The organism is Bradyrhizobium sp. CCGB12, assembly GCF_024199845.1.
Taxonomy (GTDB): Bacteria; Pseudomonadota; Alphaproteobacteria; order Rhizobiales; family Xanthobacteraceae; genus Bradyrhizobium.
In genome coordinates, this window is sequence record NZ_JANADO010000001.1 from 6,028,236 (window position 1) to 6,051,495 (window position 23,260).

Annotated in this window: 24 protein-coding genes, 1 tRNA gene and 1 pseudogene; 11 read left to right on the forward strand and 15 right to left on the reverse strand. The window is 64.6% G+C overall.

The window, feature by feature from the left end:
* Positions 1–204: 204 nt before the first annotated feature.
* Positions 205–468: a hypothetical protein gene (locus NLM27_RS27505; protein WP_254146270.1), complete on the reverse strand. Its 264-nt coding sequence runs from the start codon at positions 466–468 to the stop codon at positions 205–207.
* Between the two features lie 112 nt (positions 469–580).
* Between NLM27_RS27505 and NLM27_RS43860 the strand changes: the two are divergent.
* Positions 581–1,636, forward strand: a pseudogene (locus NLM27_RS43860) (recombinase family protein); the annotation flags it as partial.
* Positions 1,637–1,771: 135 nt separating this feature from the next.
* On the opposite strand, the gene NLM27_RS43865 reads toward NLM27_RS43860, so the two are convergent.
* The 5 genes from NLM27_RS43865 to mnmA all read right to left on the reverse strand — a co-directional run bounded on the left by NLM27_RS43865 (position 1,772) and on the right by mnmA (position 4,972).
* On the reverse strand, positions 1,772–1,930 hold the full coding sequence (locus tag NLM27_RS43865) for a hypothetical protein (protein ID WP_309144768.1): 159 nt from the start codon (positions 1,928–1,930) through the stop codon (positions 1,772–1,774).
* A gap of 238 nt (positions 1,931–2,168) precedes the next feature.
* Positions 2,169–2,245: transfer RNA gene (locus NLM27_RS27515), tRNA-Met, on the reverse strand.
* 267 nt (positions 2,246–2,512) lie between these two features.
* Complete coding sequence (locus NLM27_RS27520; RefSeq protein ID WP_254146271.1) at positions 2,513–2,869, reverse strand: hypothetical protein; 357 nt, start codon at positions 2,867–2,869, stop codon at positions 2,513–2,515.
* Positions 2,870–2,915: 46 nt separating this feature from the next.
* Positions 2,916–3,554, reverse strand: coding sequence for a class I SAM-dependent methyltransferase (locus tag NLM27_RS27525; protein ID WP_254146272.1), 639 nt, complete (start codon positions 3,552–3,554; stop codon positions 2,916–2,918).
* A 236-nt stretch (positions 3,555–3,790) separates the two neighbouring features.
* Positions 3,791–4,972 (reverse strand): tRNA 2-thiouridine(34) synthase MnmA, encoded by a 1,182-nt coding sequence (mnmA, locus tag NLM27_RS27530; RefSeq protein ID WP_254146273.1) that lies wholly within the window; start codon positions 4,970–4,972, stop codon positions 3,791–3,793.
* A gap of 379 nt (positions 4,973–5,351) precedes the next feature.
* On the opposite strand from mnmA, the gene NLM27_RS27535 reads away from it, so the two are divergent.
* From NLM27_RS27535 to NLM27_RS27570, 8 genes are all read left to right on the forward strand, one after another.
* Positions 5,352–6,986, forward strand: a complete 1,635-nt coding sequence (locus NLM27_RS27535) for a flagellar hook-length control protein FliK (RefSeq protein ID WP_254146274.1) — start codon at positions 5,352–5,354, stop codon at positions 6,984–6,986.
* Positions 6,987–6,999: 13 nt separating this feature from the next.
* Positions 7,000–7,713, forward strand: a complete 714-nt coding sequence (locus NLM27_RS27540) for a flagellar hook assembly protein FlgD (protein WP_254146275.1) — start codon at positions 7,000–7,002, stop codon at positions 7,711–7,713.
* Between the two features lie 368 nt (positions 7,714–8,081).
* Entirely contained in the window at positions 8,082–8,357 is a 276-nt protein-coding gene (locus NLM27_RS27545; RefSeq protein WP_002714638.1) for a DUF1153 domain-containing protein, read from the forward strand.
* A 183-nt stretch (positions 8,358–8,540) separates the two neighbouring features.
* Entirely contained in the window at positions 8,541–10,154 is a 1,614-nt protein-coding gene (fliF, locus tag NLM27_RS27550; RefSeq protein WP_254146276.1) for a flagellar basal-body MS-ring/collar protein FliF, read from the forward strand.
* Positions 10,155–10,198: 44 nt separating this feature from the next.
* Positions 10,199–11,296: a flagellar motor switch protein FliG gene (gene fliG, locus NLM27_RS27555; RefSeq protein ID WP_254146277.1), complete on the forward strand. Its 1,098-nt coding sequence runs from the start codon at positions 10,199–10,201 to the stop codon at positions 11,294–11,296.
* Positions 11,296–11,916, forward strand: coding sequence for a FliH/SctL family protein (locus tag NLM27_RS27560; RefSeq protein WP_254146278.1), 621 nt, complete (start codon positions 11,296–11,298; stop codon positions 11,914–11,916). Before fliG ends, NLM27_RS27560 begins: the two co-directional genes overlap by 1 nt.
* 3 nt (positions 11,917–11,919) lie before the next feature.
* Positions 11,920–12,267, forward strand: a complete 348-nt coding sequence (gene fliN, locus NLM27_RS27565) for a flagellar motor switch protein FliN (protein ID WP_254146279.1) — start codon at positions 11,920–11,922, stop codon at positions 12,265–12,267.
* A gap of 53 nt (positions 12,268–12,320) precedes the next feature.
* Positions 12,321–13,703 carry a sigma-54-dependent Fis family transcriptional regulator gene (locus tag NLM27_RS27570; RefSeq protein ID WP_254146280.1) on the forward strand — a complete coding sequence of 461 codons (1,383 nt, stop codon included), beginning with the start codon at positions 12,321–12,323 and terminating at the stop codon, positions 13,701–13,703.
* Positions 13,704–13,828: 125 nt separating this feature from the next.
* On the opposite strand, the gene NLM27_RS27575 is transcribed toward NLM27_RS27570, so the two are convergent.
* Positions 13,829–14,161, reverse strand: coding sequence for a GYD domain-containing protein (locus tag NLM27_RS27575; protein ID WP_254146281.1), 333 nt, complete (start codon positions 14,159–14,161; stop codon positions 13,829–13,831).
* Between the two features lie 556 nt (positions 14,162–14,717).
* On the opposite strand from NLM27_RS27575, the gene NLM27_RS27580 reads away from it, so the two are divergent.
* Complete coding sequence (locus tag NLM27_RS27580) at positions 14,718–15,866, forward strand: M20 family metallopeptidase (RefSeq protein WP_254146282.1); 1,149 nt, start codon at positions 14,718–14,720, stop codon at positions 15,864–15,866.
* A 143-nt stretch (positions 15,867–16,009) separates the two neighbouring features.
* On the opposite strand, the gene NLM27_RS27585 is transcribed toward NLM27_RS27580, so the two are convergent.
* From NLM27_RS27585 to NLM27_RS27615, 7 genes are all read right to left on the reverse strand, one after another.
* Positions 16,010–16,165: a hypothetical protein gene (locus NLM27_RS27585; RefSeq protein WP_008131268.1), complete on the reverse strand. Its 156-nt coding sequence runs from the start codon at positions 16,163–16,165 to the stop codon at positions 16,010–16,012.
* Between the two features lie 96 nt (positions 16,166–16,261).
* Entirely contained in the window at positions 16,262–16,843 is a 582-nt protein-coding gene (locus NLM27_RS27590) for a flavin reductase family protein (RefSeq protein ID WP_254146283.1), read from the reverse strand.
* A 32-nt stretch (positions 16,844–16,875) separates the two neighbouring features.
* Positions 16,876–17,712, reverse strand: coding sequence for an ATP-binding cassette domain-containing protein (locus NLM27_RS27595; protein ID WP_254146284.1), 837 nt, complete (start codon positions 17,710–17,712; stop codon positions 16,876–16,878).
* A 17-nt stretch (positions 17,713–17,729) separates the two neighbouring features.
* A complete protein-coding gene (locus tag NLM27_RS27600) occupies positions 17,730–18,536 on the reverse strand; it encodes an ABC transporter permease subunit (protein WP_254146285.1) in 807 nt (268 codons plus the stop codon).
* Positions 18,533–19,699: an FMNH2-dependent alkanesulfonate monooxygenase gene (gene ssuD / locus NLM27_RS27605; protein WP_254146286.1), complete on the reverse strand. Its 1,167-nt coding sequence runs from the start codon at positions 19,697–19,699 to the stop codon at positions 18,533–18,535. The genes NLM27_RS27600 and ssuD overlap by 4 nt, the downstream gene beginning before the upstream one ends.
* 20 nt (positions 19,700–19,719) lie before the next feature.
* A complete protein-coding gene (locus NLM27_RS27610; protein ID WP_254146287.1) occupies positions 19,720–20,673 on the reverse strand; it encodes a sulfonate ABC transporter substrate-binding protein in 954 nt (317 codons plus the stop codon).
* A 38-nt stretch (positions 20,674–20,711) separates the two neighbouring features.
* The gene (locus NLM27_RS27615) at positions 20,712–21,662 is read right to left on the reverse strand and encodes a sulfonate ABC transporter substrate-binding protein (protein WP_254146288.1); all 951 of its coding nucleotides are present in this window, start codon (positions 21,660–21,662) and stop codon (positions 20,712–20,714) included.
* Between the two features lie 122 nt (positions 21,663–21,784).
* On the opposite strand from NLM27_RS27615, the gene NLM27_RS27620 reads away from it, so the two are divergent.
* Entirely contained in the window at positions 21,785–22,042 is a 258-nt protein-coding gene (locus NLM27_RS27620) for a hypothetical protein (protein WP_254146289.1), read from the forward strand.
* Here NLM27_RS27620 and NLM27_RS27625 read toward each other — a convergent pair.
* The gene (locus NLM27_RS27625) at positions 22,014–23,180 is read right to left on the reverse strand and encodes a cytochrome P450 (RefSeq protein WP_254146290.1); all 1,167 of its coding nucleotides are present in this window, start codon (positions 23,178–23,180) and stop codon (positions 22,014–22,016) included. The two genes, NLM27_RS27620 and NLM27_RS27625, sit on opposite strands and share 29 nt — an antisense overlap.
* Positions 23,181–23,260 lie beyond the last annotated feature (80 nt).

Genomic DNA, 23,260 nt, shown 5'->3' on the forward strand with positions numbered 1-23,260 from the left:
TATTGAAGGACAAGGGACCTTCAAGAGGATGGTGCCCAGGGGCGGACTTTCCCCAGAAACGCACCAGGGCTCGAACCTGGGACCCGCTGATTAAGAGCAGCAGGTCTTGGGGCAAAAAATAAGTACCGCCCAGAAACAATCTTCACGCAGCGAGCACAATCGAAAGGCGGACGAACGAGATAAATAAACGAAGCTGATCGATAGTTAGCCCCTCATACTCAAAGAATAAATATTCCGCATTATAGCAGGAAGTGCTTCGGCGAACGACGGCGTCGCGGCTTCTTCTCTTTTCTTCGCCGCAGCATCCAATTGCATGACCAACTCATAGCGGCCGTTCCAGTTAGGCACCGCCCGAGCATGATGCTCGGGGATCATCAAGGCCGAGATGGTGCAGATTGGCACCAGCGCAGGTGCGTGCACATCCTTCAGTTGCGGGAACCTAGAGTTTTGATCGTGCCGGACGCGCATCGCAAATTGTCCTTGCAGGGGAAGCCAGACAAGGCGATCTTACGCCTCGCGCGCGTACTAGCTCGTCTGGCCGCTAGGGAAGATCATGAAAGAGAGCTCGCCAACCGAAAAGATGGGGAAGAGAGCGACGATTTATGCTCGATTCTCAACCGATCTACAGAACGAGCGTTCGATTGAAGACCAGCTTACACTTTGTAACAGCTATGCAGAACGCGAAGGCTTAATGGTTGTCAGCACCCATGAGGATCGAGCTCGTTCTGGTGGCTCGGTCATGGGACGCGAAGGCCTTCTGCGGATGTTGAACCAAGCGAGGGAAAAATCCTTCGACGTAGTGATCGTCGAAGCGCTCGATCGCCTCTCTCGCGACATGGAAGATCTCGCCGGCATCCATAAGCGACTATCTTTTCTCGGCATCGAGATCCGGGCGGTCCACGAAGGCGTCGTTAATACCGTGCTGGTTGGTCTTCGCGGCTTGGTCGGACAGCTCTACCGTGAGGACAACGCCCACAAGGTGCGTCGTGGTCAAGCAGGCCGGGCCAAACAAGGTTTGGCTGGAGGTGGCCTAACATACGGATACGCCGTGGTCGCCGGAAGGAGCGGCGAACGAGTCATCGTGGAAGCCGAGGCACAAGTGATCCGGCGTATCTTTCAGGAATACGTGGACGGTCGAACGCCTCGCGAAATCGCGTACCGTCTAAACAAGGAGAGGGTATCGCCTCCTCGAGGGCGCGTGTGGAATGCCTCAACTATCAATGGCAACGTTGAGAGGGGGGCCGGAATTCTCCAGAACGAGCTTTATGCAGGGCGGCTCGTCTGGAACAAGGTCAGAATGGTGAAAGATCCCGAATCGGGAAAGCGCCTGTCGCGCCCAAATCCTAAGTCAGACCGGCAAGTTACCGCAGTGCCGCATCTTGCAATAATCAGTCCAGAATTGTTCGCAACTGCTCAGCAACGCAAAGGGGAGCGAAGTCGCGGACATCCAAATCACCAACGCCGGCCTCGCCGGATGCTGTCTGGCCTACTCCGTTGCGGTTCATGCGGCTCGGGCATGGCAACCAATGGGCGGGACAAATCGGGGCGCGTTCGCATTCGCTGCTCGGCGGCGACGGAGAGCGGCACATGTTCTGACGCCAAGACGTTCTATTTGGACACCGTCGAGAGTGCCGTCCTCAGTGGGCTCAAGACCGAGTTGCGCGCCCCGAAAGTTATTGCGGAATACATATGCACGTATCTCGAGGAGAGGAAGCGCCTCGCAGCTTCATCAATCGCAAAGCGGCACCGCCTTGAGCAGCAGCTTGGGCAGCTAAACCGGGAAATCGAACGACTGGTCGATGCGATTGCAAAGGGACACGGCAATCCATCCGTTCTTGGTCCCCGATCCACAGCCTTGGATGCCGAACGAACGCGGATAATGCAGGAGCTGCAGAATGAACCGCCAGCCGCGGAAGAAATCGCGCTGCATCCGGCCATTCTCAAACGGTATGAGGAGCAACTCGGTCGGCTTCAAGAAGCACTGGGTAAAGGCGTCAGTGCGGGCGACGGGGAGGCCGCAGAAGCCATCAGAGACTTGGTCGATACTGTCACTGTATTCCGCGATTCAGGACGTCCAGGTGGTATAGCCGTAGACATAGCAGGCCGGCTAAACGCCTTGCTGGGGGAAAAGGCCTATCCGAACCAAGTCAAAGGAGTGTGGGGAAAGGTGGTAGCGGGAGAGGGACTCGAACCCCCGACCCCAGGATTATGATTCCCGTGCTCTAACCAGCTGAGCTACCCCGCCACAGGGTCGCGAACGGCGGAACGGCCGATCTCGCGAACGCGCGGCATATAAGGAAGGGGGCGGCGGGAAGTCAATCCGCGTTTGTGAAAAGCTTCCGCCTTCGCCAAGGCTTCGGCGCAACAAGTCGGCGAGTAAACGGGCGATTTTGGACAGATTCGTAGGATTTTGCGCCACCAGACTCACGGAGAGTCCCCTCACCCGGATCGCATCTGCGACGCGCTCCGGCCTCTCCCCGCGGGCGGGGAAAGGCGAAGAACGCGAACCCGCCTATTTCGGCCGCACCGTCGGATCGCCGCCGGGGCTGCCGGGGGGCGGAATCACCGGGGTGTTGCCGCCGGTGTCGGGCGCGGGGGCGTGCATGTCGGGGTCGACGCCCGAGGGCGGGCAGAGCACGCCGTCGGATTTCGCCAGTCTGTCGCCGAGCGGTTCCCGGGACTGGCCGGTGGTGGTGCCGTCGGCCTGCCGGTTCGGGCGGTCCTGCGGCATGCAATTGGCCGCATGTTGCGGGGACGGCGGCGCAGTCTGTTGCGGCGGCGTCGCCGGGGCGGGTGGAGCCTGCGCGATCGCGCTGCCGGAGGCGGCGATCATGAGGCTAGCCAGGATGATGTTTGATGTCGTGCGCATGGGAAGGAAACGCGCATCTCGCGCGCCCCGTTCCCTGCCCGCATGATCACGATTTGCGGTAGCGGATCAGTGAAAAATGCCCCATCGGCGGCATCGGACGGCGCTCGGCGAGCGTGATGCCGCCGTGTTTCTCCGCCCAGTTGACCAGACGGTCCCACGGGAATTCCGGGCGCCAGCCGAGGCGGCGGGCGATGGGTGCGAAGGCGAGCTCGAACAGTTTGCGCGGGCCGCTCTCGGCACCGATGTGATTGACGAGGATCAGCTCGCCGCCATGCTTGAGCACCCGGACGAACTCGTCGAGCGTGCCTTCGGGATCGGGCACGGCGGTGATGACATATTGCGCGACCACCGCGTCGAAGAATTGGTCGGGGAAGGCGAGGTTCTTCGCATCCATCACCGAGAGCACTTCGACATTGGAGAGGCGCAGCGCACGTACGCGCGCCTGCGCCTTGCGCAGCATCGGCTCGGAGATGTCGACGCCACAGATTTTCGTAGTGCGCGCGTAATCGGAGAGCGAGAGCCCGGTGCCGACGCCGACGTCGAGGATGCGGCCGCCGATGCGATCGGCCTCCGCGATCGTCGACTGCCGTCCGGCGTCGAACACCTTGCCGAACACGAGATCATAGACCGGCGCCCAGCGGCCATAGGCCTTCTCGACCCCGGCCCGCGAGATGTCTGCTGCCATGCCCCTGCCCTGCGCGAAACTCTTAGAGTGTGATGACTGTCGGTGAAATCAATGTCAGCCCCGCGCGCGGTCTGCGCCTCTCCCGCTTGCGGGAGAGGTCGGCACGCAGTGCCGGGTGAGGGGTTCTTTCCGCTCGCGAGATATCGCTGGTGGAGAGAACCCCCTCCCCAACCCTCCCCCGCACGCGGGAGAAGGGGCGCACTTCCGTTGTCGCGAGAGTGCGATCCGATCGCATGTCAGCCGCGGACCGCTTCCACCAGCGGCCTCGCCGCGCTCGCCGTCACCTTCGCGGCGGCGCTCTGGATGAAGCCGCCGCCGAGCACGCGCGCCTGCCCCGAAGGCGCGTCGTAGAACACGCAGGCCTGGCCCGGCGAGACGCCCTCCTCGCCGGCGACGAGCTCGACCTCGTAATGGCCATTGCCGCCGCGCAGCCACGCAGCTTGCGGGCTGCGGGTCGAGCGCACGCGCACGAACATCTCGAGGCCGGCGCCGATGGCGCGGTCGATGTCACCGTCGCCGATCCAGTTGACGTCGCGCAGCACGATGCGGTGCATCTTCAGCGCATCACGCGGGCCGACGACAACGCGGCGGTTGGCGGCATCCAGCCGCACCACAAACAGCGGCGCGCTTGCGGCGATGCCGAGGCCGCGGCGCTGGCCGACGGTGAAATTGGCGATGCCATTGTGCCGGCCGAGCACGCGTCCGTCGAGATCGACGATGTCGCCGGGGTCCATCGCGTTCGGCCGCAGGCGCGTGATGATGTCGGTGTAGCGGCCCGTCGGCACGAAGCAGATGTCCTGGCTGTCGTGCTTGTCGGCGACGGCGAGGCCGAAGCGGCGCGCGAGCTCGCGTGTCTCTGGCTTGGTCATGTCGCCGAGCGGAAAGCGCAGGAAGTCGAGCTGTGACTGCGTGGTCGCGAACAGGAAATAGCTCTGGTCACGATCGCTGTCGGCCGCGCACACCAGCGCGCGCGAGCCATCGTCGCGGCGGCGCGAGGCGACGTAATGGCCGGTGGCGAGCGCCTGCGCGCCGAGCTCGCGCGCGGTCTTCAGGAGGTCGCGGAATTTTACGGAGCGATTGCACTCGATGCACGGCACCGGCGTCTCGCCGAGCGCGTAGCTGTCCGCAAAGTTGTCGATGACGGATTCGCGAAAGCGGTCCTCGTAGTCGAGCACGTAATGGGGGATGCCGAGCTTGGCCGCGACGTCGCGGGCGTCGTGGATGTCCTGACCGGCGCAGCAGGCGCCCTTGCGGTGGGTCGCCGCGCCATGGTCGTAGAGCTGCAGCGTGATGCCGACGACGTCGTAGCCTTCAGCCTTGAGCAGCGCAGCCGTCGTCGAGGAATCGACGCCGCCCGACATGGCGACGACGACCCTGGTATCCTCAGGACGGCCTTCGAGATCCAGACTGTTGAGCATGGGCCTTATGAGCTTGGGCCTTGTGAGCTTGGGCCTTGGGGTTCTGACGGCGGCGTGCGGCGCATCCGCGATTTCTGTGCTTCTCGCGGGACATCGGCTGTCCCCGGGAACCCTGGTTCCCCCGGGGGGCACGACTGCCCGGTCGAAAGCGGCTGAGAGTGACCTCTTTAATATAGGCGGCATTCCGGTGAAGCAATCACGCGGGCGGCCGGCTTAGGGCAATTCTTGCCGGGGAGGCAGAAATGGCGGGGTCGCGGAGCCCTCGCGGCGGCAGCATCGATTTCCACAAAATATTGATTTTGCTACCGAAATTCACAGAAAAAGACGCTGGCCCGCTCCTTGCTACCTCCATGCCGAAGATGTTTCCAGGGGGTCGCCTGTGGTCGGTCGGACGTCAGATGTCGTGGCAAGCGTGCAAGTCCAGAGCGCGCAGCAAAAGCCTGCCCGGTCGCAAGCGGCGAAAGATAGTTCCGCAACCGGCTCCTTCGGCTCGCTGGTCGACAGCAACACCCAGGCGATCGACAACAACGCGCAGGCGCAGGACACCGCGCCGCGCCGGAGCGATTCCGCCTCATCGTCCTCCTCGGATCGGGCTGCGCGCGACACATCGGCCACGGATGAGGCCTCGCAGAGCAGGGCGAACAACGACAGCGACGCGTCAGCACCCGCCCGGAACGACGACAAGAGCGACAAGCCCAGCGACACGACGGCCGATCCGGCCAAGGACGCCGGCAAGACCAAGGACAAGGCCGAGGCCTCCGACGCCAAATCGGCGGACAAATCCGACGAGACCAAGGGCGACAAGACCGACGGCACCGACACCCCCGCCACTGCGGTCGATGCGTCTGCCGCCGCGCCGACCGATGCAGCGCAGACCGCCGTGCCGGATCCGAACGCGATCCTCGTTGCCGCGCCGGTCGTGCCGGTCGATCCGAATGCGGCTGCGAACCAGGCCACTGGCACCCCCTCACCGCTGACCATCGCCGCCGCCGGCCTCGCCGCCAGCGCCTCCACCGCCGCGCAGATCCAGGGCACCAAGACCGACACCGCCACGGCAGGTGACAAGAGTGCCAAGACCGCGGACGTCGAAGTCGATGCGGACACCACAACGACGCTCGGCGAGACCGCGACCGGCACGCCGGAGGCCACCACGGCGGATGCGAAGGCGAACGGCGGCCTGATCGCCGCCGTCGACCAGGGCACGCCCAAGACCTCGTTCAAGGCCGCGGCCACGGCGCAGGCCCAGACCGACATCTCGAATATCGGCCAGGACACCGGCAAGGCGAACGCAGCGACGACGCAAACCCCGGCCACCGCAGCGGCCACCAACACCGCGCATGCCCAGACCGGCAAGCCGCAGGCCGACGCCGGCGCAATCGACGCGAAGACCGGCGCGGCCGACCGCAGCGCGGATGCCGCGCCGGCGACGGCAAATACGCACGCGCATGCGGGATCGCAAGCGACCATCGCCCCGACGGACACCAGCGCACAAGCCGCCTCCGCCGTGCAGGCACCGCTGACCAACACCACCTCAGCCGCGACGGCATCGGCCGCGACGCTGACCGCGACCGCGGCCACCAACACGGCCGTGCCGATCAGCGGCATCCCGATCGAGATCGCGGCCGCGATACGCTCCGGCAAGTCCCGCTTCGACATCAGCCTCGATCCGGCCGAGCTCGGCAGGATCGACGTCCGCATCAATGTCGACCGCAACGGCCAGGTCACCTCGCATCTCACCGTGGAGAAGCCGGAGACGCTGCAGATGCTGCGTCAGGACGCGCCGCAATTGCAGCGCGCGCTCGACGATGCCGGCCTCAAGACCGGCAGCAACGGGCTGTCCTTCAGCCTGCGCGACCAGAATTCGTCGGGCCAGAATTCCGGCCAGAACAACGACAATGGCGGCAATGCCCGCCGGCTGATCATCAGCGAGGACGAATCCGTTGCCGCTGCGCCCGTCGGGCGCGGCTACGGCCGCATGCTCGGATCGAGCAGCGGCATCGACATCAGAGTGTGAGGAGTATTCGCAAATGACCACCACGAATGCCGCCACCGCCCCGACGCCCGTCTCCGGCACGACCCCGACGTCTTCGTCGTCGTCCTCGTCAAGCTCGAGCCTGGGATCGTCCACCGGCGCGACGCTCGCCGGCAATTTCCAGACCTTCCTGACACTGCTGACGACGCAGCTTCAGAACCAGAACCCGCTGGATCCGCTCGACACCAACCAGTTCACCCAGCAGCTGGTGCAGTTCGCCGGTGTCGAGCAGCAGCTCAAGACCAACGATTCACTTTCCCAGCTTGTCACCCTGCAGCAGACCACGCAGGCAACCCAGGCGCTGGGCTTCGTCGGCAAGACCGCTTTGGTCGACGGCTCGACCGCGACCATGACGAACTCGTCAGCGACCTGGCATCTCAACGTGCCGACCGACTCGACCGTCGACATCACCGTCGCCAATTCCACCGGCCAGACCGTGTTCACCGGCAAATATACCGCCGCCGCCGGCACCGACATTCCCTTCACCTGGAGCGGCATGGGCAATGACGGCACGCAATGGCCCGACGGCAAGTACACGATCTCGGCCACCGGCAAGGATGTGGCGGGCAACAATGTCGGCATCGCCGCGCAGGTGCAGGGCGTGGTGTCATCGGTCGACCTGACCCAGTCGCCGCCGCTGCTCACCATCGACGGCGCCAGCTACACCCTGAGCCAGGTGAAGAGCATCATCGCCACCAGCAGCAATTGAGGCTGCAGCTTCCGCATACTCGGTGTCGTCCTGGCGAAAGCCAGGACCCATAGCCACCGAAAGTCGTTTTCGTGCGAGGACGTGACCCCGAGCCTTCGCCAAACTACTCCCTGGGGTAATGGGTCCTGGTTTTCGCCAGGACGACGTTTGAGGGCCTTCCCGCATCGCGTTCAGGCCCCGTTCGTTAGTAAAGTATTTACGAAGTCCCCCTCGGCCGGCCCGGACTCATCCGTCCCGTCGGCCGAAACGGGCGCGTTCCCGCAAGTTTCAACGAGAATTGTATTGAAGCCTTAGGCTTAGCGGATTTTTAAGCCGCGGGGCGTAGGGTCATGGCGTGAGTTCAGTGGTTGAGAGTTTGTGAGTACGCCATGACAGAACCCCATCGCCCGAGGGTAAAATACGTCATCGGGCCGGACGGCAGTCCGTTGACGATCGCGGATCTGCCTGCACCCGGCACCAAACGCTGGGTCATCCGCCGCAAGGCCGAAGTCGTCGCCGCTGTGCGTGGCGGACTTCTCTCCCTCGAGGAGGCCTGCAGCCGTTATACCCTGACGGTCGACGAATTCCTCTCCTGGCAGTTTTCCATCGACCAGCACGGTCTGGCGGGTCTTCGCACCACCCGCATCCAGCAATATCGCCAGTAAGCGATCCGGAAATCTGCGGCTTTTGAAGAAAATCGGCCTCGCCCCGCGAGGCCGATTTTTTTCTTGATGTTGACTTTTGTCCCACCTCTTAACCTTCGTTAACCATATCGAAACCATCACCTAGGCAATAATTGCCCACTCGGCCTTTCCAGTGAAAGCAGCCGAATCTGTTGGGGCGGTTGCTTGCAAGGTCTTGCGGACTTCTTAAAAAGTATCGGTGCCGCCCGGTTCGGGGCCATGATCGCGGTCACCGCCGCGCTCATCGGCTTTTTCGCGTTCGTCATCATGCGCGTCACCACGCCGCAGATGACGACGCTGTTCACGGACCTCAGCGTCGAGGATTCCTCCAGCATCATCAAGGACCTGGAACGCCAGGGCATCCAGTTCGAGATCCGCAATGAGGGCTCCATCATCATGGTGCCCAAGGACAAGGTCACGCGCCTGCGGATGAAGCTTGCCGAGGGTGGCCTGCCCAAGGGCGGCGGCGTCGGCTACGAGGTGTTCGACAAGTCGGACGCGCTCGGCACCACCTCCTTCGTCCAGAACATCAATCATCTCCGCGCGCTGGAAGGCGAGCTCGCCCGCACCATCCGCGCCATCGACCGCATCCAGGCCGCCCGCGTCCATCTCGTGCTGCCCGAACGCCCGCTGTTCTCGCGCGAGGCGCCGGAGCCGTCGGCCTCGATCGTGGTCCGCGTCCGCGGCTCGCTGGAAGCCCAGCAGATCCGCGCCATCCGCCACCTCGTCGCCTCCGCCGTCAACGGGCTGAAGCCGCAGCGGGTCTCGATCGTCGACGAGGCCGGCCAGCTCTTGGCCGACGGCGCGGCGACCGATCCGGAGCAGGCGGTCGGCGAAGAGCGCCGCATCGCCTTCGAGAAGCGGATGCGCAAGCAGGTCGAGGACATCGTCTCCTCCGTGGTCGGCTCGGGCCGCGCCCGCGTGCAGCTCTCCGCCGATTTCGACTTCAACAAGGTCACCCAGACCTCGGACAAGTTCGATCCCGAAGGCCGCGTGCTGCGCTCGAGCCAGACCCGCGAAGAGCAGAGCATGACCGCCGACAACAACGGCCAGGTCACCGTCAACAACGAGCTGCCGGGCAATCAGCAGAACAACGGCGTCGCGGCCAAGGACCAGAGCAAGAAGACCGAAGAGACCAACAATTACGAGATCTCCCGCACCACCAAGACCGAGGTGACCGAGGCCGGCCGCGTCAACCGCATCTCGGTCGCGGTGCTGGTCGACGGCATCTATTCCAAGAACGACAAGGGCGAGCTGGCCTATCAGGACCGCACCAAGGAGCAGCTCGACCGCATCTCCGCGCTGGTGCGCTCGGCGATCGGCTTCGACCAGAAGCGCGGCGACCAGGTCGAGGTCGTCAATCTGCGCTTCGCCGACGCCCCCTCCACCGCCCCGATCGGCGAGCCCTCGGGCTTCCTCGGCATGCTCCAGTTCACCAAGGACGACGTGATGTACTTCGTCGAGCTCGGCGTGATGATGCTGCTCGGCCTCGTCGTGCTGTTCCTGGTGATCCGCCCGCTGGTCAAGCGCATCCTCGCATCCGACGAAGTCGCCGCCGCCATTTCCGGCGTGCTCGCCGGCCCGGCGGCTTCCGAAGAGGCCGCGCCGGCCGCCGGCCAGGCGCTGCTGCCGGGCGGCACCGCCAGCGCGATCGACGTCGCCACCATCCAGGGCCAGGTCCACGCCCAGTCCGTTCATCGCGTCGGCGAGCTCGCCGAGCGCAACCCCAACGAAACCGTCGCCATCATCCGTCAATGGCTCACCGAGCCAGCCAAGTAATCAAGCCCAGTAACTTAGCCAAGTGAATCAAGAAGTGATCTGACATGGCCGCCTCCTTGCAAAACGCCAACTCGAACGACATCACCAGCGTGATCTCCACGCTCGGTCAGCGCGCCGGCAGCCGGGCCAAGGACGGCAAGGGGGCGGAGCAGCTGTCCGGCCCGCGCCGTGCCGCGATCCTGATGCTGGCGCTGGGCGAGCAATATGGCGGCAAGATCTGGGGCCTGCTCGACGACGACGAGGTGCGCCAGCTGTCGCTGGAGATGTCGACGCTCGGCACCGTCGAGGTCGACACCGTCGAGGACATGCTGCTCGAATTCGTCTCGCGCATGTCGGCCTCGGGCGCGCTGATGGGCAATTTCGACGCCACCGAGCGCCTGCTCCAGCAGTACCTGCCGCCCGAGCGCGTCAACGGCATCATGGACGAGATCCGCGGCCCCGCCGGCCGCAACATGTGGGAGAAGCTCTCCAACGTGCAGGAAGAGGTGCTCGCCAACTACCTCAAAAACGAATATCCGCAGACCATCGCCGTAGTGCTGTCGAAGCTGAAGTCGGAGCACGCCGCCCGCGTGCTCGGCATCCTGCCCGAGGAGCTCGCGCTCGACGTCATCAACCGCATGCTGAAGATGGAGGCGGTGCAGAAGGAGGTGATCGAGAGTGTGGAGAAGACGCTGCGCACCGAATTCATGTCCAACCTGTCGCAGACCCGCCGTCGCGATGCCCACGAGGTCATGGCTGAAATCTTCAACAATTTCGACCGCCAGACCGAAACCCGCTTCATCACCTCGCTGGAAGAGGACAACCGGGAATCGGCCGAGCGCATCAAGGCACTGATGTTCACCTTCGACGACCTCGTGAAGCTGGATTCCGGCTCGGCCCAGACCTTGATGCGCAATGTCGACAAGGACAAGCTCGGCGTCGCGCTCAAGAGCGCCAACGAGGACGTCCGCAACTTCTTCTTCGGCAACATGTCCTCGCGCGCGGCCAAGATGCTCCAGGACGACATGGCGGCGATGGGCCCGGTGCGTCTGCGCGACGTCGACGAGGCCCAGGCGCTGCTCGTCAACCTCGCCAAGGACCTCGCCGCCAAGGGCGAGATCATGCTGACCAAGAACCGCGCCGACGACGAGCTGGTGTACTGATGGGCGCTCCGGCCAAATTCCTGTTCGATACCGATTTCGCCGCGCCCGAGCGGACGCGCGAGAAGGGCGCGACCGCGGCCGAGATCGCCCAGAAGGTCGCGGAGGCCGAGGCCCGCGCCTATCAGGACGGCTTTGCCGCCGGGCAGAACGAGGCCAAGGCGGAGAGCGACCGCCGCGTCGCGCTCGCGATGGAAGAGATCAACATCGCGATCCGGGGCATCGCCTCCGGCATCGGTAACATCGAGTCCAAGATGGAGACGGAGGCGGTCGACGTCGCGGTCGCGGTGGCGCGCAAGCTATGCGCCGAGTTGGTCGCGGCCGAGCCGCTCGGCGAGATCATGGCGCTGGTCAACGACTGCTTTTCGCATCTGGTCGCGACGCCGCATCTGGTCGTCCGCATCAACGACGCGCTCTACGACGCTGCGCGCGACAAGATCGAGCGGCTCGCCAAGCAGAGCGGCTTCGAGGGCCGGCTGGTGATCCTGGCCGAGCCGGAGATTGCTACCGGCGACTGCCGGATCGAATGGGCCGATGGCGGCGTCGTGCTGGAGCGCGGCGCCATCGCGGCCAAGATCGACGACATGGTCGGACGCTACATCGCGTCCCGCAGGGGGAATTAAGCCATGAGCGACACCGATGGACAGGTCCCGCTGCCCGATCTCAACGGCCCGATGCCGCCGAGCGCGGACGTCGGCTACAACGAGGACGAATATGCGGCGCGCGCCGCCGCCGACCTCGAAGCCGTGTTCGACGTGCCGGTGCAGGTCTCGGCCGTGCTCGGCCGCTCCAAGATGGACGTGGGTGAGCTGTTGAAGCTCGGGCCCGGCACCGTGCTCGAGCTCGACCGGCGCGTCGGCGAGGCCATCGACATCTACGTCAACAACAAGCTAGTCGCGCGCGGCGAAGTCGTCCTGGTCGAGGACAAGCTCGGCGTGACCATGACCGAAATCATCAAGACCGAACGCAGCTAGCCGGAACAAGCGAATAACGCGCGGCAGCGCGGACAGACGAACAGGAGACTGACATGCGGCTTCTCATCGTTGGCACTTTGAAGGGCCAGCTCACCACCGCCACCAAGATCGCGATGGAGAATGGCGCCACCGTGACCCATGCCGAGGATCACGAGCAGGCGATGCGCGTCCTGCGCGGCGGCAAGGGCGCCGACCTGCTGCTGGTCGACGTCGCGCTCGACATCCGCGATTTGGTGATGCGGCTGGAGGCCGAGCACATCCACGCTCCGATCGTCGCCTGCGGCATCACCAACGACGCCCGCGCCGCGGTCGCCGCGATCCATGCCGGCGCCAAGGAGTACATCCCGCTGCCGCCGGATCCGGAGTTGATCGCTGCGGTGCTAGCGGCCGTTGCCAACGATTCCCGTGAGCTGGTCTATCGCGACGAGGCGATGGCGAAGGTCATCAAGCTCGCGCAGCAGATCGCGGGCTCCGACGCCTCGGTGATGGTCACCGGCGAATCCGGCACCGGCAAGGAAGTGCTGGCACGCTATGTCCACACCCGCTCGGCACGCGCCAAGCGTCCGTTCATCTCGATCAACTGCGCCGCGATCCCCGAGCATCTCCTGGAATCCGAGCTGTTCGGCCACGAGAAGGGCGCTTTCACCGGCGCGGTCGCCCGCCGCATCGGCAAGTTCGAGGAGGCGACCGGCGGCACGCTGCTGCTGGACGAAATCTCGGAGATGGACGTCCGCCTGCAATCCAAGCTGCTCCGCGCCATCCAGGAGCGCGTGATCGACCGCGTCGGCGGCACCAAGCCGGTGCCGGTGGACATCCGCATCATCGCGACCTCGAACCGCAATCTGGCTGAGGCCGTACGCGAAGGCACGTTCCGCGAAGATCTGCTGTTCCGCCTCAACGTCGTGAATCTGAAGATTCCGCCGCTGCGCGAACGCCCCGCCGACATCCTGGAGCTCGCCCAGCATTTCGTGAAGAAATATGCCGAGGCCAACGGCGTGCCGATGCGCCCGATCTCTGCGGAGGCGCGCCGCGTGCTCTCCACCAACCGCTGGCAGGGCAACGTCCGCGAGCTCGAAAACACCATGCATCGCGCGGTGCTGATGGCGCAGGGCGACGAGATCGGCCCCGACGCCATCATCACGCCCGACGGCGACCGCCTCGACCTCGCCAAGACCGCGCCGGCCGTTGCACATGCCACGATGGCCGCCGAGCAGGTGACGCGCGCGCTTGTGGGGCGCACCGTCGCCGACGTCGAGCGCGACCTGATCCTGGAGACGCTGAAGCACTGCCTCGGCAACCGCACCCATGCCGCCAACATCCTCGGCATCTCGATCCGCACGCTGCGCAACAAGCTGAACGAATATGCCGACGGCGGCATCCCGATCCCGCCCGCGGGCGCACCCGGCGAATATCCGCGCATGCCGGCCATGGGATGAGCAAACAGCTCTTCGATCTCGTCGAGCCCACCCAGGCATTCACATGAAGCGTGCGAGTGGCCGGGACGAGCCCGGCCACCGCCACCAAGTGTCTCGCCTCATGGCGGCGCCACGCTCACACCAAGCTACTTGCCAGGCGGAACGTAGACACTTGAAAGCTTCGCAGCCTTTTCCGCAACACTCTTGAATTCACTCATCTTCCAGGCGCGTACGGTTTCAATCTTGGCAATAGCCCCGCTCGCCGCAGCCGCCATTCCGAGGGCGACAGCATCGGCTCCATCGGGGAACTCCGCAACGATGAGCGCGTCATGTGCGCCTGTTGTCATGAACGCTCCCTGGAGCTTTCCGCCGGCTTTTTCGATCATCGGTCCGATGACCGCGCTGCGATCGGACGGTTTGTCGACCAATCCCTTGATGCCGGAATTTGAGTATGAGACGTATGAGATGAACAGCGGCATGTTTTCTCTCCGTCGATGTTTGAACGATGACAAATGTCGCTTTGGAAAGAGCTCTCTGAGCGAGAGCAAGGCAGGGCCTGCCGACGGCACGCGAGCTGCCTTGAAAACTCAGTCACGGACTTCGGCACGTCCTACTGGCAGCCTGCCCAGATTATAACTGACGCCGCATCCTGCGCGAACGGTAAGCCAAGCCTACCCATCTCGATCGCGACCGTTGTGCCGATTGCCAACGGAATGTCCAAGGTCGCCGGCATCAACCTAGGGGAAAAAGGCCGCGACAAAGATCATCGCGCTTCGTACAAATGACGGTAGCACCGCTGCGGAAACTTAGCGGCGCCTGACGATACCGGGCGCCTACGCTCCGACCGTGGTCCCATAATTCTCGACCATGGGCGCGACAATGCGAAGCGACATGCGGCACGGTCCCGACACGGCCCCGGTCATCGCTTCGCTCATCGGGCTACGCGACCGAACACATGGCCGCATCGCATTCGGCGACTAGGTCGCGTCTGCGCAAGGCGCTATAACCCGCGTCAGGACCACGCGGGGATAAAACATGTCGGAAGCTCAAATCACGGACTGGCTGGCGTCGCAGAAGCAGGCGATGATCGACCTCTTGCGCGACGTCGTGAACATCGATTCCGGTTCCTACGACAAGGAAGGCGTCGATGCGGTCGGGGCGCGGTTTGAGCGGCATTTTGTCGAGCACGGCATTCCCTCACGGCGCGAAAGCCACGGCACCTTCGGCGACGCGATCCATGCCGAGGTCGCAAAGCCCGGCAGCAACGAGAAGCCGGTGCTGTTGATGGGGCATCGCGATACCGTGTTCGGCAAGGGCGAGGCCGGGCGGCGCCCGTTCACGATCAAAGACAATCGCGCCTACGGTCCCGGCGTTGCCGACATGAAGTCCGGGCTCGTCATGAACGTGTTCGTGGCAACCGCCTTCCACAAATTCGGCGGTTCACCGCATCCGATCAAGGTGCTGATCACCTCCGACGAGGAGATCGGCTCACCCTCCTCGCGGCCCGTGATCGAGCGCGAAGGACGTGCCGCGCGCGCGGTGTTCAATTCTGAGCCGGGCCGCCCCACAGGCAATGTGGTCACGGGACGCAAAGGCGGAATCTTCATGCACATAGCCATCACCGGCAAGGCCGCGCATTCCGGCGCCAACTTCGCCGCCGGCGTCAGCGCGATCGGCGAGCTCGCGCACAAGATCGTACAGATTCATGCGCTGACCGATCTCGACAAGGGCATCACGCTCAATGTCGGCCTGGTCTCGGGCGGCCAATCCGTCAACACCACGGCGCCCTACGCCGAGGGCCAGATCGACCTGCGCTATGTCGATCCCGCCGATCGCGCGCGGATCATGGGCGCGATCGAGAAGTTCGTCGCGACGTCCTACGTGCCGGGCACCAGCGCGACGCTGTCGATCAAGGGCGAATTCGTGCCGGTGGTGCAGAGCGCCGACTCGAAGGCGCTGTTCGAGAGTTATCAGGCCGCCGCAAGGCAGGCCGGCCTCACCACGCTGCAGGGCGAGTTTTCGGGCGGCTGCGCCGATTCCGGCTTCACCGCCGCCGTGGGCACACCGACGATCTGCGGCCTCGGCCCGGTCGGCGGCCTCGCGCACACGCCGGAGGAATATCTCGATATCGACAGCATCGTGCCGCGCGCGCTGGCGCTGGCGCTGGCGATTTTGCGGGGGTAGAGCCACCTGCCCCGTCGTCATGCCCGGGCTCGACCCGGGCATCCACGTCTTTCCGAAACGCCGCCGTACGTAGATGGCCGGGTCAAGCCCGGCCATGACGAGTTGAGAGAGCCCCGCGCCACATGGCCGCGCGCGCATTCACCTCACGAATAACTCGGCGCGTCCGGCTTGCGGAAGATGTGAATGGGGTCGCCCGGCACGATCGGCTGTCCCGAGAACATCGCATAGGCGTACAGCGCGAGATAGGCGATCGCGAGCGCGCCGATGGCGTAGAAGGCCCAGGTCGCGACGCGCTTCATCGATCCGCTCCATTGCAGTCCCGGCGGGAGGCTCAGGGCGCTTCTAGAGCGATGACGCGAAGAAGACCAGCCTTGCGCTAGGGTCGCCGGCGGCGATCAAACGCCGCGCCGGGCGCGCCCGGGAACGCTGACGTCGGCGAGCCTGGCAGCGTCCTCGTCCTGGTCGATCGCCAGGTACTGGCCGTGCCAATAGGCCAGCGCCGCGGTGCGGGGCGAATTCCTGATGTCCCTGACACGGCCGATGACGATGCCGTGCGAATGCCGTTCGATGATCTCCTCGACCTCGCAATCGACCGCCGACAACGCGCCGACCAGGAGCGGGACGCCCGAGACTGAGGTCACCCACTGGCTGCCTGCAAAGCGATCGGCGCCCTTCAGGCCGCCCTTCCCCGCAAAGCGCTCGGCGGCATCGAGCTGATCGGCATTGAGGATGTTCACGCCGAAGGCGCCGTAGCGGCGGATCAACGAAAAGGACGAGGCGTCGCGGTTGATGCTGACCAGCAGCGTCGGCGGCTCGACCGACAGCGAGGTCACCGAGGTCACCGTCATGCCGCTGATGTCCTTGCCCCGCCCGGCGGTGATGACGCTGACGCCGCCAGTGAGGTGGCGCATGGCGCCGCGGAAATCGGCGGACGAGACGGGGATTTCGGTCATGAGATCGCGGGGAACTACATTCATGGCATTGCTCCCCGGACTGGGGTTCCCTGTATTTAGGTACGATCGTCCGCCGACAAAAGGTGGCTCAGGATCGAGCCTTCGAGGCCGGCAAGCTCGGCCGAACCGCGCTGGCGTGGCCTGCTGGCGTTAACCACGACGTCATGGGCGATCCGGCCTTCCTCGATCACGAGCACCCGGTCGGCCAGCGCGACGGCCTCGGAGACATCGTGGGTGACCAGGATCGCGGTAAAGCCCTGATCGCGCCAGACGCGCTCGAGGAGACGCTGCATCGAGATGCGGGTCAGCGCGTCCAGCGCGCCAAGCGGCTCGTCGAAAGCGAGCACGCGCGGGCGGGACACCAGCGCGCGGCCGAGCGCGACGCGCTGCTTCTGACCGCCCGACAGCACCGAGGGCCATTGGTCGCGCTTGTCGGCCAACCCGACCTCGCCCAGGGCTTTCTCGGCGCGCGCATGCGCGTCGCCGGAGGCACGATCGCGACCGAGGCCGACCTCGACATTGGCGAGCACGCGAGCCCAGGGTAAGAGCCGCGGCTCCTGGAACATCACGCGGATGTCCTCTGGCTGGATATCCTGGCCGAAGCTGATGCTGCCGGCGTCGATCTTGTCCAGACCGGCAATGAGGCGCAGCAGCGTGCTCTTGCCGCAGCCGCTCTTGCCGACGATGGCGACGAACTGGCCGGCGGGAATGTGCAGATCGATGCCGCGCAGCACCTCGTTGTCGCCGAAGGATTTGCGCAAGCCGCGGATGCTGAGCGGCAGGCCGGCGGCAGGCGCCGACCGCTCTTCGCGCACCACGCGGGCGTGAGGCGCGAAATTGGCGCGGCTGGTGATCTCGGACTCGGGAAGGGACGTACGAAGCGCTGTCTGCATGTGATTCCCAGTATTTCTCAACGTTTCTGGAAGGCGGGGTGCCAGGAGAGCGTCAGGCGCTCCAGCACGCGGGAGGCGCTGTCGGCGAGCTTGCCGAGCAGGGCATAGATCAGAATCGACAGCACGACGACGTCGATCAGCATGAACTCGCGCGCCTGCATCGCCATGTAGCCAAGGCCCGAGGAGGCCGCGATGGTCTCGGCGACGATCAGGGTCAACCACATGATGCCGAGTGCGAAGCGGATGCCGACGAAGATCGAGGGCAGCGCGCCCGGGAAGATCACGCGGCGAAACAATTCGCCGTCGGTCATGCCGTAGATGCGACCCATCTCGATCAGCTGCGGGTCGACGGTGCGAATGCCGTGCAGCGTGTTGAGATAGATCGGGAAGAACACGCCCAGCGCCACGAGGAACAGTTTTGCACTCTCGTCGATACCGAACCACAGAATGACGAGCGGGATCAGCGCCAGATGCGGCACATTGCGCACCATCTGCAGCGTGGTGTCGGTGAGCTTGGCCGAGAGCTGCGACAGGCCGTTGGCGAGCCCGAAGGCGAAGCCGATGCCGCCGCCGATCAGGAAGCCGATCGAGGCGCGCCAGAACGAGACCCAGATGTTGCGGCCAAGCTCGCCGGAGAGCAGCAGCTTCCAGCCCGCGAGCACGACGTCGCTCGGCGCCGGCAGCACGCGAACCGGCACGAAGCCGGTGACGCTCGCGACCTGCCAGACCGCGATGATGGCGAGCGGCACGATCCACTGGATCAGGCCGTCGACCCGCGGCAGGCGGACGCTGCGCGGAAGCGAAATGCTGTCGATCAGGCTCATGACTGCGACACCCGATGCTGCGGACGGAAGTCGCTGCCGACCGTCTCGCCGAAAGGACCGCCGTTGAAATGCAGCTTCGTCACGTTGGAGGGCTGCTCCAGCGCGAGCAGCGGAAAGACCAGCTCGGCGAAACGGAAGGCCTCCTCCAGATGCGGGTAGCCCGACATGATGAAGGTATCGATGCCGAGATCCTGATACTCCCTGATGCGGGCCGCGACGGTCTCGGCATCGCCGACCAGCGCCGTGCCGGCGCCGCCGCGCACGAGGCCGACGCCGGCCCAGAGGTTCGGTGCGATCTCGAGCTTGTCGCGCTTGCCGCCATGGAGCTGCGTCATGCGCTGCTGGCCGACGGAGTCCATGCGGGCGAAGTTCTTCTGCGCCAGCGCGATGGTGTCGTCGCTGACATGCTTGATCAGCTCGTTGGCCGCGCGCCAGGCCTCTTCATTGGTCTCGCGGACAATCACGTGAAGGCGGATGCCGAAGGAGAGTTTTCGGCCGCGCGCGGCGGCGACCTCCCTCACCTTCGCGATCTTCTCGGCAACCAAGGCCGGCGGCTCGCCCCAGGTGAGATATTTGTCGACGGTGTCGACCGCGACGTCGATGCCGGCATCCGACGAGCCGCCGAAATAAAGCGGCGGGCGCGGCGACTGCACCGGAGGAAACAGCAGCTTGCCGCCCTCGACGTGGATGTGCTTGCCCTCGACATTGACGGTCCTGCCGGCGAGCAGGTCGCTATAGACGTTGAGGAACTCGCGGGTGACCTCGTAGCGCTCGTCATGGCCAAGGAAGATGCCGTCGCCCTTGTTTTCGACGGGATCGCCGCCGGTGACGACGTTGACGAGAAGCCGACCGTTCGAGATGCGGTCCAGCGTCGCCGTCATCCGCGCGGCGACACCAGGCGATTGCAGGCCGGGGCGGACCGCCACGAGATAACGCAGCCGCTCGGTGAAGGGCGCGACGCTCGATGCGACGATCCAGGAATCCTCGCAAGATCGTCCGGTCGGCAGCAGCACGCCGAAATAGCCGAGCTGGTCGGCGGCCTGCGCGATCTGGCGCAGATAGTTGAAGTTGACCTCGCGGCCGCCAACTCCGGTGCCGAGATAGCGGCCATCGCCGTGGGTCGGCAGGAACCAGAGGATGTTGGGGTTTGACCTATTACTCATGTGCTCGCTCACGTACTTGCTCAGGTTCCTGGCTTCCGCGCCACGTCGGAAATCCTGATGGATTTGGGGATCAGGCCGAGCGCGAAGAACGCATCCGCAACCTGTTGCTGATCGGCGATGACGGCATCCGTGATCGGCTTGATGCCGTAGGCCTGCCGCTTCAGCGCCACCTCGACCACGGCGACCGGGAGGCCAATCGACGGCGCCAGCTGCTCGGCCACCGCATGGATGTCGCCCTTGGCCCAATCGTCGACGGCGCTGAGCTCGGCGAGCACGGCGTCGACGATCTCAGGGTTGGCTTCGAGGAATTTCTTCGAGGAGAAATAGAACTGGTAGTTGGCCACGATATCGGTGCCGTCGGCCAGCGTGCGGGCGCCGGTGGCGGCTTCCGCCGCCGCCTGGAACGGATCCCAGATCACCCATGCATCGACCGCGCCGCGCTCGAAGGCGGCGCGCGCATCGGCGGAGGCCAGGAACACCGGCTCGATCTCAGAGTATTTGACGCCGGCCTTCTCCAGCGCCTTGACCAGGAGGTAGTGGACGTTGGAGCCCTTGTTGAGCGCGACCTTCTTGCCTTTGAGGTTGGCGACCGACTTCAGCGGGCTGTCCTTCGGCACCAGGATCGCCTCGCCCTTCGGCGCCGGCGGCTCATAGGCGACATACTGGATCGGCGCACCCGCAGCCTGCGCGAAGATCGGCGGGGCTTCACCGGTGTTGCCGAAATCGATCGCGCCGACATTGAGCGCTTCGAGCAGCGGCGGCCCCGACGGGAATTCGGTCCACACCACCTTGTAGCCTTCCGAGGCAAGCTTCGGCTCCAGCGTGCCCTTGCTCTTGAGCAGCACCAGCTTGCCGTATTTCTGGTAGCCGATGCGGACCACCTTGTCCTGCCCGTAGGACGTGCCGACGGCGGCCGCGACGATGCCAATCGACAGCACGATGGCTGCGATCAGACGCTGAATGATACGCCTCATGTTCAAACCCTTGTGCGTAGGAAGAGTGGTCGGCACGATCAGGCTGCCGGGTTGCGCCAGACGATGTCGCGGATCACGATCGGCTTCGGGATCAGGCCGAGCTTGTAGAAGCGGTCGGCGACGCCCTGCTGGGTCGCGACGATGTCGTCGGTGACCGGGCCGACCACAAAATTCGCGCGATTGGCAGCGACGGTCTGAATGTCCAACGGGACACCGGTGATCGCCGCGAGCGATCTGGCGACCTCGTCGCGGTGCTGTTCGGCCCATTGGCCCGCCGTGGTCGTCACATCGACGATCTGTTGCAGGATCGTCCCGTGGTTCTTCGCGAACTCCCGATTGGCGATGTAGAAGGAGTTGGTCTTGGTGACCTCGCGCGAATTGATCAGGATGCGGCCACCCTGCTTGGTCTCGCCGATCGCAAAGTACGGATCCCAGATCGCCCAGGCCTCGATGCTGCCATTGGCGAAGGCGGGCCCCGCATCCGGCGGCGTCAGATAGACCGGCGTGATGTCCGCATAAGTGAGCCCCGCTTTCTCCAGGGTCTGCACCACGATGTTGTGTGCGCTGGAGCCCTTGGTGAAGCCGATACGCCTGCCCTTCAGGTCAGCGATGGTCCGGATCGGCGAATCCTTCGGCACCAGGATGCCCTGGCCGTTGGTAATGGGTTGGCCCGCAGCATAGACGATCGCGGCGCCCGCGGCCTGGGCGAACACCGGCGGGGAATCGCCGACCGAGCCGAAATCGACGCTCCCGACATTCATCGCCTCCATCATCGGAGGCCCCGACGAAAACTCGACCCATTTCACCTCGATGCCCAAGGCAGCGAAATGTTTTTCCAAGGCCGCCTGCTGGCGCGTGATGACCAGCACGCCAGTCTTCTGGTAGCCGATACGAATTTCCTTCACCGAGCTCTGCGCGTTCGCGCGCGATGCGAACGCAGCAACGGCCGCGGTTCCAGCGGACAATTTCAGAAAGTCCCGACGCTGCATTCCACACTCCCGGCCGCATGCGGCCGTTATTCATTCACTTCTCGAATGATGGTGCGGCTCATCGGAGCTGTCGAGACGTACGGAAAAATAGCGATGCGAGCACTGCGCGCGAGGCCGCGCGCATGATTAATCTTTCAATCGGCGGAGCGAATGCAGCGCGAATTTTTTCCGCACGCGAAGGTGACGATCGCACGCGCCCGGTCAGAAATCAAAAGTGCGAAAACAACCCCATGCACAGTAGCCAACGCATTCTTTCAAAACGGATTTCTTGTTTTCAGAATTTTTGTTTGACGCGTCGGGCAAAACAGTGGCAAGATGCCATCATGCAGGAACAGGCACGACCCTTGCCGGCTATTGCTGCCACCTCACCGGCAGATTGAGCAGCCCGCGGAACGCCCAGCCGCCGATCCGCACCTCCTCGTCCTCGGCGATCTCGATCCGCGCGGCACGCGCGAACACAGTCGGCAGCGCGACGTCGGCGATCATCGCGCGCGAGGCCCAGGCGCCGGCGCAGAAATGCGGGCCGGCGCCGAAGGCGACGCTCTTCGACGTATCACGCCGTACATCGAACTGGTCGGCGCGCTCAAAATGCTTCTCGTCGCGGTTGGCCGAGCCGAACATCAGGAACACGCGCTCATCAAGCTCGAATGACACGTCACGGATGCTCCACGGTTTGGCGATGCGCCGCGGCGACATGCCGATCGGCGAGATCCAGCGTGCATATTCCTCGAAGGCCTGCAGCCAGGACACCTCACCCTTGCGCACGAGATCGAGCTGGTCGGGATGGGTCAGCAGCGCCCACATCGTGCCGGCAATCGCCTTGCGCGGCTCGTTCTGGCCGCCGGATATCGCGAGCTTGACGTTGGCGCGCACGCTCTCCATCGGCATGCCGGAAGCGAGAAGGACGCCGAGGATGCTCTGATCGGGATTTTTGCGCATCACCGGCAGGATGTCGTCGATCGCGGCATCGATGCCTGACGTCGCCGCATGGCAGCGCGCCTCGACCGCGGGATGGCCGGCATAGTTGGCGATGCCCTCGATCATGCCTTGCGACCACGCATCCATATCCCCAAAGCCGATATTGGTGAGGCCGGTGATCGACTTCAGGCATTCGCCGGAAAAGGGCAACGCGAAGTCGCGCATGAAATCGATCCGCCCCGGCTCGATCGCATCGATGATGCGGTCGGCATGGGCCTGGAACTGCGCGGTCCAGTGCGCCTTCACGGTCCTCGGCGACACCGTCGGAAACATCGCGCGGCGCTCGACCTGGTGCGCCTCGCCGTCCTTGCGCATCATGTTGTGGCCCATCAGCCGGTTCATCAGGCCTGCCGGCTGGTGCGAGGAGAACACGTCGATCTGCTTCTCGGAGATCGAGATGTCGTCGCGGCTCGTCAGCAGCGTCGAGCCGAGCTGCGGCACGAAGGCGATCGGCGCCTCTCGTCGCATCTTCGCGAGCGTCGGATACGGATCGGCCCAGAAGGTATCAGGGTCGATCTCGATGCGCGGCGCGGTGCTCAAGGTGGCCTCCCCTGGATTCTCGTTTCCTCCGGGCCAGACTAGCGAAGTCCGGCGGCCGCGTCTGTCCCTAGCAATTTGGA